General features: G+C 46.8%; 14 protein-coding genes. 1 reads left to right on the top strand and 13 read right to left on the bottom strand.

The genetic code is table 11. From position 1 onward, the window contains the following. The first annotated feature begins 29 nt into the window (after positions 1-29). Entirely contained in the window at positions 30-935 is a 906-nt protein-coding gene (locus tag ACQ5BJ_RS01920; RefSeq protein WP_005549143.1) for a cation diffusion facilitator family transporter, read from the top strand. A gap of 106 nt (positions 936-1,041) precedes the next feature. Here ACQ5BJ_RS01920 and ACQ5BJ_RS01915 read toward each other — a convergent pair whose 3' ends face one another. The 13 genes from ACQ5BJ_RS01915 to ACQ5BJ_RS01855 all read right to left on the bottom strand — a co-directional run bounded on the left by ACQ5BJ_RS01915 (position 1,042) and on the right by ACQ5BJ_RS01855 (position 19,830). Further along, positions 1,042-1,668 carry a LysE family translocator gene (locus ACQ5BJ_RS01915; protein WP_430108109.1) on the bottom strand — a complete coding sequence of 209 codons (627 nt, stop codon included), beginning with the start codon at positions 1,666-1,668 and terminating at the stop codon, positions 1,042-1,044. 11 nt (positions 1,669-1,679) lie between these two features. Continuing rightward, positions 1,680-2,120 carry an Lrp/AsnC family transcriptional regulator gene (locus tag ACQ5BJ_RS01910; protein WP_268600359.1) on the bottom strand — a complete coding sequence of 147 codons (441 nt, stop codon included), beginning with the start codon at positions 2,118-2,120 and terminating at the stop codon, positions 1,680-1,682. A 296-nt stretch (positions 2,121-2,416) separates the two neighbouring features. Next, positions 2,417-4,408 carry a prolyl oligopeptidase family serine peptidase gene (locus ACQ5BJ_RS01905; protein WP_430108106.1) on the bottom strand — a complete coding sequence of 664 codons (1,992 nt, stop codon included), beginning with the start codon at positions 4,406-4,408 and terminating at the stop codon, positions 2,417-2,419. Between the two features lie 141 nt (positions 4,409-4,549). Next, positions 4,550-5,710 carry a DUF6348 family protein gene (locus tag ACQ5BJ_RS01900; protein WP_430108104.1) on the bottom strand — a complete coding sequence of 387 codons (1,161 nt, stop codon included), beginning with the start codon at positions 5,708-5,710 and terminating at the stop codon, positions 4,550-4,552. A 134-nt stretch (positions 5,711-5,844) separates the two neighbouring features. Next, positions 5,845-8,154, bottom strand: a complete 2,310-nt coding sequence (locus ACQ5BJ_RS01895) for a glycoside hydrolase family 3 protein (protein WP_005549149.1) — start codon at positions 8,152-8,154, stop codon at positions 5,845-5,847. 77 nt (positions 8,155-8,231) lie between these two features. Continuing rightward, the gene (locus ACQ5BJ_RS01890; protein WP_430108101.1) at positions 8,232-10,547 is read right to left on the bottom strand and encodes a beta-glucosidase; all 2,316 of its coding nucleotides are present in this window, start codon (positions 10,545-10,547) and stop codon (positions 8,232-8,234) included. Further along, the gene (locus tag ACQ5BJ_RS01885) at positions 10,540-11,853 is read right to left on the bottom strand and encodes an MFS transporter (protein ID WP_005549154.1); all 1,314 of its coding nucleotides are present in this window, start codon (positions 11,851-11,853) and stop codon (positions 10,540-10,542) included. Before ACQ5BJ_RS01885 ends, ACQ5BJ_RS01890 begins: the two co-directional genes overlap by 8 nt. A 166-nt stretch (positions 11,854-12,019) precedes the next feature. After that, a complete protein-coding gene (locus tag ACQ5BJ_RS01880; protein ID WP_430108099.1) occupies positions 12,020-14,548 on the bottom strand; it encodes a GH39 family glycosyl hydrolase in 2,529 nt (842 codons plus the stop codon). 235 nt (positions 14,549-14,783) lie between these two features. Further along, positions 14,784-15,587 carry a 2,4-dienoyl-CoA reductase gene (gene fadH, locus ACQ5BJ_RS01875; RefSeq protein WP_430108096.1) on the bottom strand — a complete coding sequence of 268 codons (804 nt, stop codon included), beginning with the start codon at positions 15,585-15,587 and terminating at the stop codon, positions 14,784-14,786. 199 nt (positions 15,588-15,786) lie between these two features. After that, entirely contained in the window at positions 15,787-16,845 is a 1,059-nt protein-coding gene (locus ACQ5BJ_RS01870) for a right-handed parallel beta-helix repeat-containing protein (protein ID WP_430108094.1), read from the bottom strand. A gap of 81 nt (positions 16,846-16,926) precedes the next feature. Further along, positions 16,927-17,487 carry an N-acetyltransferase family protein gene (locus ACQ5BJ_RS01865; protein ID WP_430108091.1) on the bottom strand — a complete coding sequence of 187 codons (561 nt, stop codon included), beginning with the start codon at positions 17,485-17,487 and terminating at the stop codon, positions 16,927-16,929. 175 nt (positions 17,488-17,662) lie between these two features. Further along, positions 17,663-18,109 carry a GNAT family N-acetyltransferase gene (locus tag ACQ5BJ_RS01860; RefSeq protein WP_268600350.1) on the bottom strand — a complete coding sequence of 149 codons (447 nt, stop codon included), beginning with the start codon at positions 18,107-18,109 and terminating at the stop codon, positions 17,663-17,665. Between the two features lie 254 nt (positions 18,110-18,363). Then, entirely contained in the window at positions 18,364-19,830 is a 1,467-nt protein-coding gene (locus tag ACQ5BJ_RS01855; protein WP_430108089.1) for a SulP family inorganic anion transporter, read from the bottom strand. Positions 19,831-19,939: the final 109 nt, after the last annotated feature.

Here is a 19,939-nt window from a genome sequence, read left to right as displayed (position 1 = left end):
TTCATCTGCTATGTTGGAATTAGCAAACGATGACAATAGTAAGGGTGATGATATTGAACGGTCAAAAAGTTGCATTTCTGTCTGTGCTCAGCAACACGACTGTCGTAATATTAAAGCTGATCGTAGGAATCTTAACGGGATCTATCGCGATAATTTCTGAAGCGATACATTCATTTTTAGATTTAGCAGCATCAGTTATTGCATGTTTCTCTGTACGCATATCGAGTCGTTCTGCGGATCGCAACCATCCCTATGGACATGGGAAAGTTGAGAATATTTCAGGAACAATCGAAACCCTGCTCATATTTGCAGCCGGTATTTGGATTATTTACGAATGTGCCCATAAAATCATGCAGCCTGCGGAAATTGAAATGCCATACTTGGGGATCGCTGTCATGTTTGTTGGAGCGACCATTAATTTTATTGTTGCGAAAAAGGTGCGCAAAACGGCGGATGAGCTTCATTCGGTAGCGATGAAGTCTAATGCCCTGCATTTGCTCACGGACGTATATACATCGCTAGGCGTAGGGGCAAGCTTGCTTCTTGTTACATTGACGGGATGGACAATCTTAGATCCGATTATCGGGATATTTCTTGCGATGTACATTATGAAGGAAGCATTTACACTTATGAAGGAATCCTTTCCTCCCCTGCTCGATGCTAGATTGTCCGAAGAGGAAGAACAGCAGCTTCAGCAGCTGATACTCCTTCATAAGGAGAAGTATATAGAATTTCATGATTTTCGTACAAGACGCTCCGGCCCGGTCGAATACGTAGACTTTCACCTCGTGGTACCCTCTGGCATGGATATCGCCACCGCGCATCATCTATGTGATGAGATCGAACATACCATTCAGAGCTCCTTCGAGCGTGCAGAAGTATTGATTCATATTGAGCCTGAGCATGAACGGAGAGATAGACTCGCTCAGCAATAAATAGATTGGGCAGCTCCCTCACCGGGGACTGCCCTGTCTTTGTGTTCATCATTCAGAATGAGGGACAGTACATGAGGAGGCAGTCAATCCAGGACAATCCTCCAAATTAGATTGATTTCCTCACGTTCCACACCTTCAATAGAGACTCAGCTCCAAGACCGATTAATAACATTCCAGCTATTATATTCATGCTTCGCATAATTGCAGGTGTCACAAAGCTGCCAATCCAGGCTCCGATGCATGCAACCATAGTTAAAAAGAAAAGTGTAGAACATAAAGCACCCAAACTAAATACATAAACCTCCATCTTCTTCAACTCATCTTCAAGCACCCTTGTCGAAAATACACCGGCCCAAAAAACGATGCTGAGCGGGTTTGAAGCGACCAATAGGACAGCAGGCAAAAAGACGCTAGTTGTACGAGAATGAACCCTATCGCCTATACTGTAATAATCATTAGTTTCCAGCGCGTTCGCAACAAAGCTCATCCCAAATAGGCACAAGACGATAGCTCCAAATAGGTTCAATCCCATTTTGATTCGTTTGCACTTTATTACTGCTGCCACACCAAAAATGGCGGCTAACATAAAGATAAGATCAATGAATACAGTAGCTAGCACTGCGGTCTCAGCAGTTAGAAATCCCTGGAACGAAGCTGTTTGAAAGATAAAAATACATACCGGTCCTACAGCGAACTGCAGTGTCATACCAAAGAAAAACCCCTTCTTTAACATCGTACGATCTCCTATAGATTAATATTTTCTTTCAAAGAAGATAGGGAAATAATCGTATTACTGCTATGAACACCGATCATATTTTTCAGCGTATGAGATATAAAATGTTCCAATTCCTGCGTATCTGCAACGATCACCTTCAATAAATAATCGTATTGGCCCGCAACATGATGACATTCAAGTACAGATTTACATGCGACTATTGCTTTCCTGAAATCCTCGATATGCTTGGACTGGTCAATGGTAACAAAAATAAAGGAAAGTAAGTTGCAGCCCATCTTCTCACGACTGATTTTGATCGTATAAGCTTCTATGATATTTGCTTCTTCCAATTTCCTTATTCGTTCTGTTACAGCGGGAATTGAGAGATTCACTCTTTTACTAATTTCTGAAGCAGTCGTTCTGCCGTTTTCTTTTAACGCATTCAAAATTGAGCGATCAATTGTATCCATTCCTCCACTGACCCTTCTTCTTAAAATGATTAATTTTATTATAGTGACTAATCGGTATATTTAAATGAAATGACATAAAATACGTAAATTTTAAGTTACATGTGTTTATAAAATTAAATTAGTTAATTTATATAGGTTTCATTTCGCAATGAGACTTAACATTTAAGTTGAAAAAATCGATCGCCTTCATCTCATCATATAAAAAAGAACAGATGGAAAGCTCCCCCTTTCCAATCTGTTCTTATCCATTTCTTAATCGATTTTATTATTGCAAGAGGGAATCTTGTTCGTTGACCCTACACATATTGCTTCATCCAGCCAACAATTCGGTTCAGCCGCTCTACACGGAGCTCTGGATGACCGTTTCGCGATAAATCATGATTCGCATCTGGGAATCGCACCAACTGTGTGGTCTTGCCTAGGCGCTTCAAGGCCACATATAGCTGCTCAGCCTGTTCGATCGGACAGCGCAGATCTTGCTCTCCGTGCAAAATAAGGAGCGGCGTCTGCACTTTGTCTACATATGCGAGCGGTGAATGCTTCCACAACTTCTCCGGATCTTCCCATGGCTGTGCACAGATCTGATCCTCGGTAAAGAAGTATCCGATATCGCTGACACCATAGAACGAGAACCAGTTCGAGATCGAACGCTGTGTGACAGCTCCCTTGAAGCGGTTCGTATGGCCAACAACCCAGTTCGTCATGAAGCCGCCATAGCTGCCGCCCGTAACGCCAAGCCGATCTTTATCTATGAAGTAGTAGCGGGCAATCGCCTGATCTAGCGTCTCCATAATATCCTCGTAATCCTTCCCGCCGTAATCCCCGCGACAAGCATCAACGAATTTCTGACCATAGCCGTGGCTGCCGCGCGGATTCGAATAGAGAACCGCATAACCTTGGGCGGCAAGCAGTTGGAACTCATGCATGAAGGAGTGCGCGTACATCGTATGCGGGCCGCCATGAATTTCAACAATTGTCGGTACCTTGTCGCCTGCAGACATGCCTGGCGGCTTCATAATCCAAGCTTGCACCTTCCAGCCGTCAGACGTCTGGAACCAGAACGATTCCGGCTGGCTCAGATTCAACTCAGCTAGAAAGCTGTCATTCGGGGCTACTAAGCGCTGCTCTCGCCCTGTGGTCATATCCATCGTGCACAAATTACCTGGCTGCAGCGGATCGGCTGAGATAAAGACAATTTGCTTCCCGTCCTGTGCCACCGTAAATTGAGTAATCTCACGATCACCAGAGCTCAGAATTTCATAGTCTCCATTCAAGGAGAAGCGCGCGAGTTGGACACTGCCCTCCGCCGATACGAGCGAATAAATAGTTGAGCCGTCTGGTGTAAAGACAGGAGCCGAAGAACCGAGAGCTTTCATATCGGTCACGGCTGCATTATCGAGATATAGATCCAGGTCAGGATGTATACATTCTGCTGTTCCGCCTGTAACAGGCACGGTATACAGAAGAATTAATGTTGCGTTCTCATATTGGCGGTTATGTCCTAGGAAAGCAATCGTTTGCCCATCTGGTGAGAAGGCAATATTTCCAATCACAAGACCAGAGTTTGTCACACGACGACATACTCCGTCTTTGCAATTCACGATGTAGATATCTTGCGTGAAGACCAGATCTTGGTCGACCCTATCTTCCTCGATGCGATTCGCTGAAAAAGCAGCATGAACCCCATCTGGTGACCATGCAAAATCATGGATATCATAATCTCCAGAAGTTAAGGGGACGGTCGAGCCAGATTGAAGATCAAGCACGTGCAAATGCGAACGCTTGCTGTCCAGCAATCCTTTGCCGTCCGCCTTGCATTTTAACCGATCGACAACGATTGCCTGCTTGCCAGGCTTATTCTCACAGTCTCCCTGCGCGTTCACTTTTTCAATCTCTGCTTGATTGGTGCTCGTGGTATACAACAAGCGGGAACCGTCAGGCGACCACAGGAATGCGCTTACACCAAACTCTGTGTCTGTGAGAGCTTCCGCTTCGCCGCCGTCAGCTGCCATTAGCCAGATTTGCTGGTACTTCCCCTTCTTGCGAAGAAAGGCCAGCTTTTGACCGTCAGGCGACCAGATAGGAGCGTTGTCTTGTTCTCCATGTGTAAATACCTTGCTTTTCGTCCCGTCAGCTGTCGTAATATGTATGCGCGATCGATAACCGCTCTTTTCTTCATTCACCTGTTTCGCTACATAAGCAATCGTCCCGTCTACTGGATTGACGGCCGGATCAGATAACCATACGAACCGGTACAAATCTTTTGCTGTAATCACGCGACGCTCCATTGACACACCTCCCATGATTGATATACACAGTATGGCATTCCTTTCCTGTAAAAGACAAGTACATTAGGACCTAGTCTCGCCTACCTCTTCCTTCCACGTTACATTTTTTGTAATGTCGAAATTCGTACACCTCTCACTTCCTCATCTAAAGCGATACTGCTCCGACATTCCGTAGGAAAGCGTCAAAACGCCGCCGTCCTTCACCAAATCCGCTCCCTGCTCCCTCGCTTGGCAAATCACGTTGTAAATAGAGCTGACACTTATGTATTGCTTATATACGTCATCATCAAATTCTCCCGTTCGAAAGCCTTCAAAAAATGCATTTGAAATCATCGAATAGCTGGCAAATTGAGTCCGGTATACATTGAAAGACTCCTCTCCCCTGTACAAAAGCAATTCTTCGTTATAACTAAGCATATCGAAGGCATGCTCTGCACAGATTTCAGGTAAAAAGGAGTATAACTCCTGAGCTAAATCGCTATCCTGCAATCGCTCGACTAATATATCTGTGAAATTATCGTACTTCTCCTGCGTATCGCACTCCATAAAGAGGCGAACCGCTGTATGCGTCGCCTCCGCAACATGCTCGGGAGAATAAGGATACGGTGTATATGTTTCCTCCGACTGCAACAAGAAAATAAACTGCTTTTGTGATGCAAAACCTTCCACCTGCCACTTGCTTGCGATCTCCGCTACGATTTGTCCTAGCTCGGGGCTCGGAATATCATTAATGCGACACTCGCCGGTAATGTCGTCCTCGTGCTTCGCAGCATAAATTTTGATATAGCAAAGCTTTTGATCACCGATCCGCTTTGCGATTTCGTCCTTAAGCGTTTCCCAGTATGGGGACTCTTCCATTTCAGGCGACGACTCTCCCAAACCGACGATATTGCTCTTATAAGCCTTCCAGTGATGCACCGTGTCTCCGTATGTCGAATGCAGCGTCTCGGGATTTCGCTCCTGCTCCATGGAGGCGATTCCCTCCATAAAGGAAAAGGCAAAGCCGCCTATCGCCGTACCAAATGCATTTTTCAAGCTGCTGCCGATACCAGCCGTCGTTTCATATATATCACGATCCCACTTAGGCGAGCTTACTTGAAATTGAAGCATAACAGTCTGATCCGTCCACTTCGCCACATGCGGGCGTATCGTAAGCTCCCATTCTGGGATAACGATGCAGTCCCCCTCTACCATTTCCTCTGCCTCAAAGATTCCTCTCATCCCATGATGAAGCAAAAAATGCGCAGGGTCATCAATCTTTTCGTCTTCCCAATCCATTGTTTGTTCTTGTTCGCGAGTCATGTTGCCGCTCCTCTCTGTAATACCTGCTACTATGTCTTACAATACCATAAAAAAGAATACTATATTTTGACGAAGGCAAGATAAATACGAAAAAAAGACAGCATCATCGCCGACACTGTCTCCTCTCTTGCCGTTTATAGTGAACTGGTGCTAAAAACTATTGTAGACTGCTTCTTCTTGTAGGTTCGCGTACGTTCATCTTCAACAAGTCCGCTCCAGTTCAAGCCGTATCCAAAATCATAGACATTGTTCTCCGTATCAACATGACACTCCATGTCATGCGCCACATCCTCGAATTGCGATTCGACGGTCGCCATGTTTGCCGGCATTTGCATCGGCAATCGTCCAGATGGTTCAGCAGTTCCCGTCAATATATCGAGAATGGCTTGATCCTGGACGCCGAAATGGGCGATGATTCCATCGACATGTGATTCGAACTCTCCCACGATCATAGGCGTAGATAATGAAAGCGAGACTATGACGGGCTTCCCCTTCATTTTCTCTGCCGTGTCCATAACGGCATCCAAATCTGATTCGTTATGCGTTGTCACGGTTTTCCCTAGATAAGTTCGGTTCAGAACCTCATCTGGGCGCGCATCCCCTGCAAGGCTTTGTTTGCGAGCATGTTCAGCGGTGTACGGCTTGTACTGCAAACTGATAGGGACATATCCATTCCCGCCGTTGTCCGCATCTTCTTGACTATAACCGGTTCCCGACTTCGGACTGCTCATAAAGACAAGGCCAAAATCGGCTTCATCCGGGTTATCCGTTACCTTGAAGTATTTAGCAACAACCTCCATATTCACGGGATACTCAACCGTCTCCGGCGTTGGATTGCCAAACCAATCCTTCCCTGCCGGCATATGCCGTTTTGGAATATAAACCGTGCTTTGACGCGGCAGAGGAAGGATTTGCTGCTTATTCTTCAGCATGACGATCGATTTCAGTTGCGCTTCATAACCGGCCTGCATATAGCTCGGGTTCCCGACGATATGCGCACTTTCTTCCACATCCAAGTATGGATTTTCGAACAGGCCGAGACGGAAGATGTTCTTCAAGAGGCGCACGGCTGATTGCTCGAAGCGGTTTCGCATATACGTTTCACCATGCTCCGCAACACCCATTCGATACGCTTCCAGTACAGGTTCGATTTCGTTGTTGCCGCCAAATTGATCGACGCCTGCCATGATCAGCTTATAATGGCGCTCCGCAACGGACAGCTCCTCCACCCCCCATGGTTTGCCCGACAGGAAGGTATCCTTGCCTCCCGATTCGTCGGCCGTAATCAGCCAATCGGTGCAGACGACGCCGTCATAGCCGTATCGTTCGCGAAGCAGATCTCGAATCAGGTGCGAGCTGTACGAGTTGCCGACATTCTCCCCGTTCACGGTATCCTGGTTAACGGAGATCGTGTAATACGGCATCACGGCTGAAGCCTTGCCTGTACGGCCATGCAATCGAAATGCGCCTTCAGAGAAAGGCTTAATGTGTTCCGCAAAGTTATTTCCCGGATATACCGCGTACTTTCCGCAGCCGTAATGAGCGTCCCGTCCGCCTTCGCCCGAACCGCCGCCCGGCCAATGCTTTACCATCGCATTGACACTGTCATAACCCCAACCGTCCGCAAGCTCTGATTCACCCGACGAGGTTTGGAACCCGTCAATATAAGCACGCGCCATGTCCGTCGCCAATCGGGTATCCTCACCGAACGTACCGTTGAAGCGGAACCAGCGCGGGTCGGTAGCGATGTCAATTTGCGGGGACAAGGCGGTCGTCAGCCCCAGCGCCCGATATTCCTTAGCCGCGATTTCGCCGAACTTGCGCGTCAATGCCGGGTCGAACGTTGCCGCCAGCCCGAGAGGCTCCGGCCACATGGAGATGGCCCCGCCTGCTCCAGCATTGAATTCGGAGCTGGAGTCCGAGCTGTGCCGCGGATCCGAGCTGTTGTTCGCCGGAATGCCGAGCCCCGTGCTTTCTGCGAAAGCTTGAACCAAATTGCTCCACCGGGCAGCCACTTCCGGAGTTTCCACATTCGTCACGAGAATATGGCGCAAATGATCCTCCGAGAGAAATTTCATTTGCTCGTCCGTCAATTCCCAAGGCTTCGCTCCGCTATCTTCATACGATTTCCCGCCGTATGTGCTGGCGAACCATCCGCCGCTCGCTGCCGGAACGGATTGGTGCCTGCTGTATAGCATCAATCCCGCGATTTGCTCAATCGTCATCTTGGAAGCAAGATCCCGCGCCCGCTCCTCCGGAGACAGGCGCCAGTCTTCATACTTGTCAAGCTTGCCATCTTTGTTCAAATCCTTGAAAAAGTATCCGTCTTGTTCCAAAATCGTTACGCCCGAATGCATGCAATATCCGAGCTTTGGGCCGCCGTCGTTCTGAATATATGAAATAGCATTTCCATGTTGATGAGCCATTGTTTCTATATCTTTCATGTATCCGATTCCTCTCCTATCCCCATGCGATTTTCTATATTTGATTCCACCGCTGCTAAGCAAGCATCCACAGGGATTTATTTCGTCGAAGCGTTCTTTAACCCTAAGGTCTCATTCAGTTGTCCAATTATCTGATTCAGCTGAGCATCCGTCATGCCGCTCCCCAGCATTCCTGTCAGAGAGCGTATTCCATCATATTTCTTCCATTCTTTCATAGCTTTCAGCAGTTGTGCGATGCCCTCATCGCCCATGCCCTCTGCGAAGACGGCTCCCATGTGCTCCAAGCTCGCCATGCTCTCCTTCATCGCATCTTTGGCAAATTGAGTCGTAGCCGGAATTGCCAGCAGCTCATGAAATTTCGTATTTCGGGTTACCTTCGAGAATGGAATTTCCGTCGAACGGACATGAATGCTTGCCGATAACGGCGTGTCTGCGGATGACGGACCGACTACGATTTCATAATCGCCCGTTTCAGCGAACCAATCATGGATATCGGTATTGAAGTAAGCGAAGGATCGTTTATTGAGCGTAAAGCTCACCGTCGTTGCCTCGCCTGCTTCTAGACTGACCTTCGCAAAGCCCCTCAACTCCTTTACCGGACGGACTACAGAGCTTTCCGAAGGCTTGACGTATAGCTGCACAATTTCTTTTCCGGCACGGCTGCCTGTATTGCGCACGGTTACAGTTGCGGTCACGGTATCCGTATCCTTCATGCTCTGTTTGTCGATATGGATCCGTTCATACGCGAACGTCGTATAACTCAGTCCATGGCCGAATGGAAATAGCGGTTTTTCTTTTTTCGCTTCATAGTAACGGTAACCGACAAAAATGCCTTCGCCGTAGAATACTTCGTTTTTGCCGCCAGGAAAGTTTAGATAAGACGGTGTCTGCTCCAATGATGAAGGGAACGTTTCCGCAAGTTTGCCGCTCGGGTTCACGAAACCGTAGAGCACGTCCGCCGCCGCGCTGCCTGTTGCTTGTCCACCCAAATAACCTTCGAGCACAGCCTTCACCTTGTTCAGCCACGGCATTGCGATCGGCGAGCCATTGGACAAAACAACGACCGTGTTCGGCTGCACGGCTGCTACACGTTCGATTAACGCACACTGCGAAGCCGGCATATTAAGATGCGTGCGATCCAGCCCTTCCGACTCGAACGCATCCGGCAAGCCTGCAAAAATGATGGCGACATCCTGTTGCGCCGCGATCGATTCGGCCTCCGCAATCATTGCTTCATCGACGACATCCTCCATCAGAGAATACCCTGGCGCATACGCCACTCCCCTTTCGGCTAGCGCAGATATCGCATCCAGCGCTGCATCCAGACGCGTAGGCGTTATATGCGAGCTTCCCCCACCCTGATAACGAGGAGTTGCGGCAAATGCTCCGATCACGGCAACAGATTGCTTGGTGTTGAGCGGCAGCAATGCATTGTCATTTTTAAGCAGCACCATGCACTCACCTGCCGCTCTCCGTGCCAGTTCATGATGCGCTTCCTTATCGTAAATGAAGCCTTCTTTCCTATTGTCGATCGTATGGAAGATAACCTTCAGCAGCCGTTCCACTGCATCATCCAACACGCTTTCTTCCAGCTCGCCGGAGCGGATAGCATCCACGATCATCTGATCGCGTTCCGGACCAGCGTAAGGCATTTCTAGCTCTAGACCTGCCTTCAATCCTTTCATCCGCTCATTAATGGCTCCCCAATCCGTCATGACAAAACCCTCGTGATCCCATCTTTCCTTCAATATCTCTGTAAGCAGATACGGATTTTCCGAACAGAAATCGCCGTTAACCAGGTTGTAGGCACACATGACCGTCCACGCCTTAGCGTCGATGATCGGCCCTTCGAAACTGCGCAAATAAATTTCATTCAATGTTCGTTCGTCGACGACCGCGTTAATGGAATTGCGCAGTGTCTCTTGGTTGTTGGCTGCAAAATGCTTGACTGAGGTTCCGACCCCCTGTCCTTGTACGCCCAATACATGATGGGTTCCCATTTCCGATGAGAGGTACGGGTCTTCGGAAAAATATTCAAAGTTGCGTCCACAAAGCGGAGAACGTTTAATATTAACAGCCGGCCCGAGAATAATGTGAACGCCCTCGGCTTGGCATTCCTCTCCAAGCGCTTGACCTACCTCTTCAATCAATTGTCTGTCCCAAGAAGAGGCAAGACCTGCTCCGCTTGGAAAGCATGTCGACGGTACCGTTTTGCTCGACATGTCCGCAGGATCGGCTTGTTTGCGAAGTCCATGCGGTCCGTCCGTCAGGACGATGGATGGGATGCCGAGGCGTTCTACTGCTTTGGTCTGCCACATGTTCAGCCCCGAACAAAGGCTTGCTTTTTCTTCGAGCGTCATTTGCTTTATGATGTCGTGTACATTTCTATTCATGCGATAAACCTCCCATTTGCGGTGCTGTAATGTGATTATCTGTTTGTATGCGACCATTCGAACTTCCGACTTCAGGCAATGGCTTAACGGCAAGCATGCCGAGCACCACGCAAATCGCTAATACAATGTAGAAGAACGTCCAGCCCCCCACTCCTAGCAGCAGCGGTGCAATCGCAGGCACAATGGACTGCGGCAGTGCATTCGCAACGTTCATCAGGCCGAAGTCCTTGGCGGCATCTTCTTTTCGCGGCAGAATCCGAGCGACCAATGCCATATCGACGGCGCTAAAGCAGCCGAAGCCCAGTCCGATAATAGCGGACGCGATTATATAAGCGGTATACTCCGGAATGAAGGCGTACAACAGTATGCCTACGACCATGATGAAAGCCGAACCATACAAGAACGGTTTCTGTTTCTTGAATTTATCGGACAGAATGCCGCCTACAATGCTGGTAGCAGCCGAAGCGATCAAGCAGACAATATTGAGCGTCCCGACGCTGTTCGTTGCTTGACTTTCCGTGTAACCCATCCGGTTCACGAGCATGACCGTAAGGTATAACGTGCTGCAATAACCCATCATAAGCAGGAATTTCGAGATGATTGCCCACGTAAATGCAGGGAATTTCCTTGGGCTGGGATAAATTTTGCTTATTTTCTCGCCGAACGTTTCTTTTCGTTTTTCGGTCTGGATAATCTCAACCTTCCCGTCGCGAATGACGAATAAACTTATGATCGGACCAACGATGCCGATGATGGAGAGCGACAACCACTTTACGTCAGAGGTTGCGCCGTTCATGAGAATCATGAGCACCATGCCGATGCATACGGCAGCAGGCAGGATAAGTCCGACGATTCCTGAAATCGTACCCTGTCTTTCTTCCTTGACCTGATCCGGAATGAGTGCCGTATAAGCAGCCATGCCAAAATTAAAAAATAGTTGAGCGATCGCCCAGCCGATCATCACTTGCCACACTTCCGTCGCATACCCGACCCAGAATAAGGCGGCACAGCCGACAAGCGGCCCAATGAGCATCCAAGTGCGCCGCCGGCCGAAAGCGTTGTTCGACCGATCGCTAAGCGCCCCGCCCAACGGGTTGCCGATCAAGGCAAAAAACGCGCCCACTCCGGCAATCAGCCCATAAGATGATGTGTATCCATTCGGATCGATCTCTATCATCTTAAAGGTTAACAGCAGCATGGCGGGGGTCATGAGTCCAAGCATCATGCAGCCGTATCCGAGTATAATTCCAAACGTTAATCTGCCTAGCGGGGTTCTGACTTGCCCTTTTACTCTTGGTTCAGTCATGTTATTGCCTCCTAGAGATGTTTGAAATCGCTTACATAAATCATTATAAAGAAAACCACCGGCTTCAGGCAGGTGGCTTTTTGCAGACTTTTATAGCTATTTTTAATGTCTTTTTTGGTAACGCTGTCATGAGATATGCCGCGCAGGTTAAAAATGAACACAAACATCAGTAAATCGGACGAAGTTCCATAAATTCTACGCCATGAGGCTCCAATACGGAGATATGGTTTATCGAGCCGCCGTCGATATCTATTTGCCGCACCTCCAACCGCGGTCGAGAGCCGGCCTTCAGATATTCGATATCATCGGATGTGAGCGATTCGGGCGCCCCCATCCCTACCCAACGGTCGTAGCTGCTTCCATTGTTCCGATCGAGCGCATAGGTTGTCATTCGGTATTTCCCGCTCGGTATTCCTTTCATAACAATGCTAAGTTTGATCGTTTTCTCATCTTTGAAGCCATTGTATCGGTTCGTCATATCGATGAAGGATGTATCTCCCAGCGCGTATAGGTCATCGAAATGGCAATAATTGAAGGTAAGGACTTGATACCCGCCCCGCCCAGCTGTTACGGCATACCCATTTCCGCGTGCAATGAGACGTTCCCCCAGCTTCGATAGCAGCTCGTATGCAATGAGGCCCGCCTTCGGAATGCCGAATTGAGCGATCAGACCGAGTCCCCCATGGAATATGTGCGGCGAGGCCGCTGTCTCCTCGATGTTGTCGCTCAGTACCCAATAGCCGAAACCGTTAATGCTGTCCAAATTATCAATAACATTCTTGACAATATAGGCGGCCTTATATAGGGTGTCATTGGTTAATTCCCGATGATAGGCAGTAGAATTCCATTCCGTAATGTACAGTTTTTTGTCGGTTAGCCCTTGCTCGGCCAGCAATCGCTTTTCCCGAGATAGCATGTCCCGCAGGTAATCCGGATTGGACGATATCCCCCTGAATTCCTCCAGCAGCTTGCGATAAGTCTGCAATGGACACCGTTGATCCAACTGCTCCTTGCTGCGAATGTCCTCCAGATTGTCATGCGGGTAGAAATGTAGCGGAATAAAATCAGGCATGCAGTCATGTTTCCTGCAGTATGCAAAAAAGACATCGTTCAGCTCGTTCGAGCGAAAAGTAATAATGCGGCCGGGGGCGCCTATTTGCAGCTGAGAAGATACGCCCTTCAGCGTCCGGTAAGTACGCATGTACAATTCTAAATATTCGGTTATGGTTCCCGGCCAGAATGCCAGCAACTCAGGCTCATTCCAAAATTCAAACTTCCAGCTTGCCATCTCTTCGAACCCGTAACGATTCATGCAATGGCGCAGGAATCGTTCGACGAGCTCGCACCATATAGCGTTCGACTTCGGAGGGCTAACACAGCTCTTTTTATAAAATACCGTTTTGCTCGGGTTGGCCGCCAAAAGAGATGGCATAAATCCAAGCTCTACAAACGGCTTCAAACCAATGGATAGTAAAAAGTCGAAAAGCTGGTCGACAAATCTGAAATTATAGTGAACCCTGCCCGCATCATCCTCGTCGTAAACCATCATTTCGTCGTCGAATATGCCGTGAAAACGCAAATGTCGAAAAGGACATACGCGCTGAATGTGACGCAAATGCTCCTGTACATCCGTATGAAGTCCTTCTTTGGCTTTTCCGATCGTAATCAGGTTTTTCCATGTATGCTGGACAGGACGACCCAGAGCGGATGCACCCACCTCGTAGGTCTCATGCTCTACCTTGCGTATTTCTGCTGTACCAATGGACGGAGTGCGCCGCAAATATTGATTAATAATCCCAAGGGCATTTGATTGATTAAATGATAAATAGTTTGATGAAAGAGGCTTCTCTTTATTTCCCGTATGCGGCCGATATTGTTTGCGATAATCGCTCGGAGTCATACGATATTTCTGTTTGAAGGCCGCATAAAAGGACTTCGCATTTGGAAAGCCGTGCATCATGGCGATATCCGCTATTGGCGCATCATCATTGCGGAGCAGCTCCTCGACCGCGTTTTTCAAGCGTATGCTGGTTAAGTAAGACTGAAAGTTCACGCCGATATTATCGCCGAAAAATCTGGAAAGATAGGGTACTGACAAATATTCTCTTTCTGCAATCGCCTGAAGTGTTATCGGCTCTTGGTAATGCTCGTCAATGAACGTAATGATCCGCAGCATGCGTTCCATATACTTCTCATTTATTTTCCCTTCCAAGACAGGACGTTTGAACTGCTTGATTAGAATGGAGAATACGCCGAGCATGCATATTTGCATATCAAGCTGGTACCCCTCGCCCTTCTTATATTTCAACTGAACCATTTCCGCCAGGCATTGGCGAAGACGATCCAGAGCGGGCTTCTGTTCCTTGCTTGCGCTATGCGAATAACACGCGAAATTGATGCCTTCTATCCCGTTTATATTCTTCTTTATATATTTTAGCGGAATAAGGAACGTGGCAATGATGTTCACGCCAAGCCCGATGACTTCATGTACATGACATTGATTGATCACCAATACATCGCCTTCCGATAAAGAATATTGTTGATCGTGCAAAGTCACCTCTAGGTTGCCTTGCAGCACGAATATGATTTCAATGCTGTTGTGCCAGTGATTGGGCACATAATTCACGCTGTGCAATGAAACGTCGAAGGGCAATGCCTCGTCCGTTTCAATGAGTTCGTATATCGGATTGCTCATCGATGTCTCCTCCATTGCTTTCGCTTTGAGCTAAATCTCATTCTTCATTCCATATTCTTTATTTTATAGAAAATCAGATGCAAATAAAAATCGTGTTCTAACATACACACAATATTGATTCATCCCTATCGATCACTTCCTGACAGGCATAATAAAAAGCGACTTCCCCATAAAGAAGTCGCTTTTGTATACGTCCAACAGTTTTTAATTTCCATGATCAGCAGGGTATGATGTCTTACATTGCTCCAGTACGTTCCCATTGGTGAAGAAAGCCTTTATCCAGCCAGCTTCCGCCGTCCACGGTTATCACGTCGCCCGTTATGTATGAAGCATATCGGGACACCAGGAATGCGGCGACAGATGAGATTTCTTCCTTCGTTCCTAATCGCTTCAGTGCGACGTTATCAATTACGGCTTCCTTCATTTGCTCATTGGCCATCAGCTTATCTATTCCACCTGTTCCTTCAATTGGACCGGGTGCAAGACAGTTGATGCGTATTCCGTATTTCCCCCATTCCGAAGCAAGCGTGCGCGACATTGCAATAATTCCAGCCTTCGCCGAAGCAGAATGCACGACGCCTGGGCCTCCTGTCCATGCATAGCTGGCAACAATATTAAGCATCGCGCCTCCTTTACCAGCTGCAATCATTTGTTTTCCAACTGCCTGGCTGCAGTACCATGTTCCGTTGAGCACGATATTCTCCACCGCGTTCCAACCATTCACGGACAAATCTTCGGCCCTGCACACGAAATTGCCTGCTGCATTATTCACGAGAATGTCGATGCCGCCCCATGTCTGCACCGTTTCATTCACCATGGATTGCACCATTTCGGGGTTGCGTACATCACACTCATAGGCCTGTGCCTTGCCTCCAAGCGATGTGATTTCTTCAACGACTGGACGCAAACGTTCCATACTTCTGCCACAAATCATGACCGAGGCTCCAAGACGTGCAAAATAGAAGGCCATATCCTTCCCCATCCCGGACGATCCACCCGTGATGATAGCCACTTTACCCTGTAAAAGATCTTGCTCCATTTCTGCTTTCCCCCTTATTTGCTTCATCGTACACAGGTTTCCGCTTCCATGCTGTGCAGATCGGAATTTGGAGCAGCATCTAAGGGGCTGTTAACTTATCCGATCGTTTTTACTCCTGCTGTTTATATGCAATCGCATACATTACATATATTTACATTCACCTTACCACATGAAGATTTATCTGTAAACGTTCTCCTTCTCACTTCAATTGAACATCGGTTACATATGCAGTAATATTTCCTTTATACATATTCCCAGACGGCGTTCTTATCATATTGGCAGCTTTGGCATTGGCATTATTGTAGGCAGCAATGACATAGGCTTCCGAATTGTCCATATGTACTTTATTATTGATAAAGATATTGTTGCTGCCCCATCCCGTGACAACCTCATGAAGCTGGAATGCATCTATGATCGTGTGATTGCCCTCCTGATATCCCACATTATTGCGTATAATCGCATCATTGCCTTTCACATCCATGAAGCTATCTGCATAGTTGGCTCCGCTGATCCCTTCGCCGTGAAAAATACAGTTTTCTACTATTGTTCCTAACGTTCTTTCCTTAATATCAACATGTTCAGCGGTCACTTGCGGGCCAAACACAACATTTCGAATCGTATTGTGATGGGTGGCTTGATTATAGCCTGCGCCGTCGGCAGAACCTACGTATACCCCTTCCCCATATCCTGGTGCAGTTCTGCCCGTATGATGAATGCTTGAATTCTGAATCGTACTGAACGAGCTGCCGTCTCGAAAATGGACGCCTTCCATGCCCGTATTGTACACTTCTACATCAGTGATGAGCGAATAATTGGAATGATCCAGGATGATCCCCTTCTGTGCATTCGTGAATTTAAGATCGCGTATCTCCCAATAATCGCCTCGTACCCGCATGGCATAACCCGATGAGGTTGAATTTCCGGATAGTACAGCAGGATTGCTAGGGTCAGCACTGCGAATTACAATAGGCTGGCCAAATGCTCCGTTAATGTCTGAGGAAAAGCTGCCCTTATATATTCCCGGCGCAAGCACGACTGAGCTCCCTGGAGTAATCCTCTTCAATGCCTTGGATAGACAGGATGTCGTATTGCAAGTTATCTCCTTCGCATCACCCCTGACGGTTGCTGATAATGGTTCCCCAGCAATGCTGCTCCAAGCTAAAGCTTGGGTTGGTGCTAAGCTAATCACAAGTAAAAAAATCAGGCCATACAGCCATCCTCGTTCTGGTTTCAGCGAACGCAGATCAGCTATTTGCATCTCCATTCCTCCTCATCGTATTGGTACTTATTTATACTTTTCTGACAGAGGGTTCATTCGATACAATTGCAGCAGATATAGCTAGCTTGGCTGTTTTTCGTCTGTGAATCGTGCCATTACGATCGTGTTATAATAATGGCCGTCTGACATGAGCTTGTCCTTTTTTAAAATTCCTTCTACCTCAAAACCGAGCTTTTTATAAAGGTGAATCGCACCTTCATTCGTTTCCAGTACATTCAACGTAATTTTCTTAATCCCATTGGCTTCTGCCCATGCAATCGACTGCTGCATCAGGTTTTTGCCAATGCCGTATCCCCAATACTCTTTCAATACACATACTCCGAATTCGACTTTGTGTGAGAATCGCTTCAAATAAGTTCCCGCGCATCTGGAAAAACCGACGATACGATTTTGCACTACAGCAACGAGAAACAAATTTCTTGAGCTCTCGGAGTCCGATTTGATGATTTGTTCAAATCCGCTGGCATCGATGAAAGCCTCACCTTGTTCGCGATCCATATTTTCGGTCTCCCCATCAATTTGCACTCTTGCCGCAGATAACGCTGTCGCATCGCTGTTTACCGCAGATCGAATCGTATAACAAAGACCATTCATGTTGATTTCTTTATCATCTATTATCATTTATATCATCCTTGAATTAAGGTGCAGCATGCTAGAACCAAGCATATTTTCTAACTAAAAACAAACAAGGATGAGTCTTTAAGCAAGGGAAATGACCCTCTCATGACTCATCCTTTTATAAAACTTATTTCCTATCACTAAATGAAATGTGTAATGTGTACTATTATGCCAATGATTACCTTGAAATGCGATTTTGCTGCAGTTTCAAATGCAATATCGGATAAGGACGTCCGCTACTATCCGTTGGCGACTCGTTTACGATCGAAAAACCATTTTTCAAATAAAACATTTTTGCACGCTCATTATCTTTATTGACATCAACTGAATTTACCCCAAACTCCTTGATAAGCAATTGAATGATTTGTGTTCCGTACCCTCTTCCGCTCTTGTCGGGATCTAAAAACAACATCTCCAAATGGTTCTGATGAGTACCCGAAAATCCGACGAAAGAGCCTTCAACAAACCAAAGACGCACATCAAGATGAGGAAAATACAAAGGGATTTCTTCGCGAATTTCCAGCTTATCCTCGAGTTTCAAAAAATGATGGGTAGCGGTTACGGATCTATCCCACAAATTCAAAATAAGCTCATGATCATTTTCTGTCGCTTTTCTGTATTTCATAAAACAATCCTCCTATTTTTTTATCACGCTCCTTTCCCTAATTTATTAATGATCTTAATTACACGGCTCCAACCCATATACGACATCACACATTCTCCCTTTGCCATTCGAATCGATTACAACATCAATTTTCCAGCTACCCATCATTTTACAAGCTATATTTGGAAATAGTCAAATCAGCATCGGCAAGCTTTCATTCCATTAGTTAGCGCTCAAGTTATCTGAATACTTATCTTTTAAATTTCATGTTGATTCTATGCTGTTTGCTGGAATGTCTCATGAAGAGGCGCCTCTCCAGATAATGTCCGCAGCATATGCAGACTAGACGAGTTCAAGCCCGTCAGCATTACTTGCTTCTTATTTTCACGAAACTTGTTAAGCACCTTATCGATTGCATGAACGGCTGAGTCATCCCAAATATGTGCATAAGTGAAATCAATCTCGATATGATTGGATTGGCAATTGAAATCAATCGCCTTCACGAAGCTTGTTGTAGAAGCAAAGAATAGTTGGCCTGTAACCTGAATTCTTGTAGACTGCCCATCGTTCTCTTGAACAACCTTAATTTTAGAGATTTTCGCAACAAAGAACACGGCACTCAGCAATACGCCTGCAATGACACCTTTGGATAAATCATGCGTAGCTACAACGATGATGACGGTAGCCACCATAACAACAGCATCAGTTATAGGAGCCCTGCGCATATACGTAAAAGATGACCAATCGAACGTGCCTATCGATACCATAATCATAATGCCGACTAGCACCGGCATCGGAATTTGAACGACCAACTCGCCGAGCACGAGAATCAAGAACATTAAAAATGTGCCCGCAACGAATGTAGACAATCGGCTGCGGCCTCCTGATTTGACGTTGATGACCGATTGCCCGATCATGGCACATCCTGCCATACCTCCAAAGAACCCATTTATCATATTGGCAATTCCTTGCCCTCTTGCTTCTCTTGCCTTGTCGCTTCCCGTATCCGTCATTTCATCAATGATCGTGGAGGTTAGAAGTGATTCCAATAACCCGACCAAGGCCATAGCAAAGGAGTATGGTAAAATAATCATCACTGTGTCGAGCGTAAAAGGCACATCGGGAATAAGGAAGGACGGCAAGGATTGCTGAATATTTCCCAGATCCCCAACAGTCCCGAGCTCAACATGGCCGAAAATAGATACGGCTGTCAGTAGTACAATTGCAATTAAGGGAGCCGGCACGGATTTAATCCATCTAGGCAGCATGTATACAAGCAGTAATGTGATACCGACGAATACATAGGTCATCGTTGAAATTCCCCAGAAGTGCGGCACCTGTGCCATAAAAATAAGTATGGCGAGTGCATTTACAAACCCGATCATGACCGCTCTCGGGATAAATTTCATAAGTCTATTAATTTTACAAATACCGAGAATAAATTGAATAACTCCAGTTAGAATGGTTGCAGCAAGCATATACTGCAAGCCATACTCCCTTACTAAAGGCGCCATTACCAACGCCATCGCTCCTGTGGCTGCTGAAATCATGCCTGGTCTTCCACCGGCAAAGGAAATGATGACGGCAATGCAAAAGGAAGCATATAGGCCCACCATCGGATCTACACCTGCGATAATCGAAAATGCGATAGCTTCCGGAATGAGTGCTAGAGCGACCACGATTCCTGACAGCAAATCAGCTCTTACATTAGAAAACCATTGTTGTTTTATTTTTTCCCCCACAATTTCACACCTCTTACTTATGTTCAATACAAATCTAGAAACAACTTATAAAACAATAGCAACAGTGTATCACGACAAGCCTCTAAATGGAACCATTTTGGGACTTTTT

This window comes from Paenibacillus sp. B1-35, assembly GCF_050474385.1.
GTDB classification, from domain to species: Bacteria; Bacillota; Bacilli; order Paenibacillales; family Paenibacillaceae; genus Paenibacillus_B; species Paenibacillus_B alvei.
This window is presented reverse-complemented; position numbering and strand designations above follow the sequence as displayed.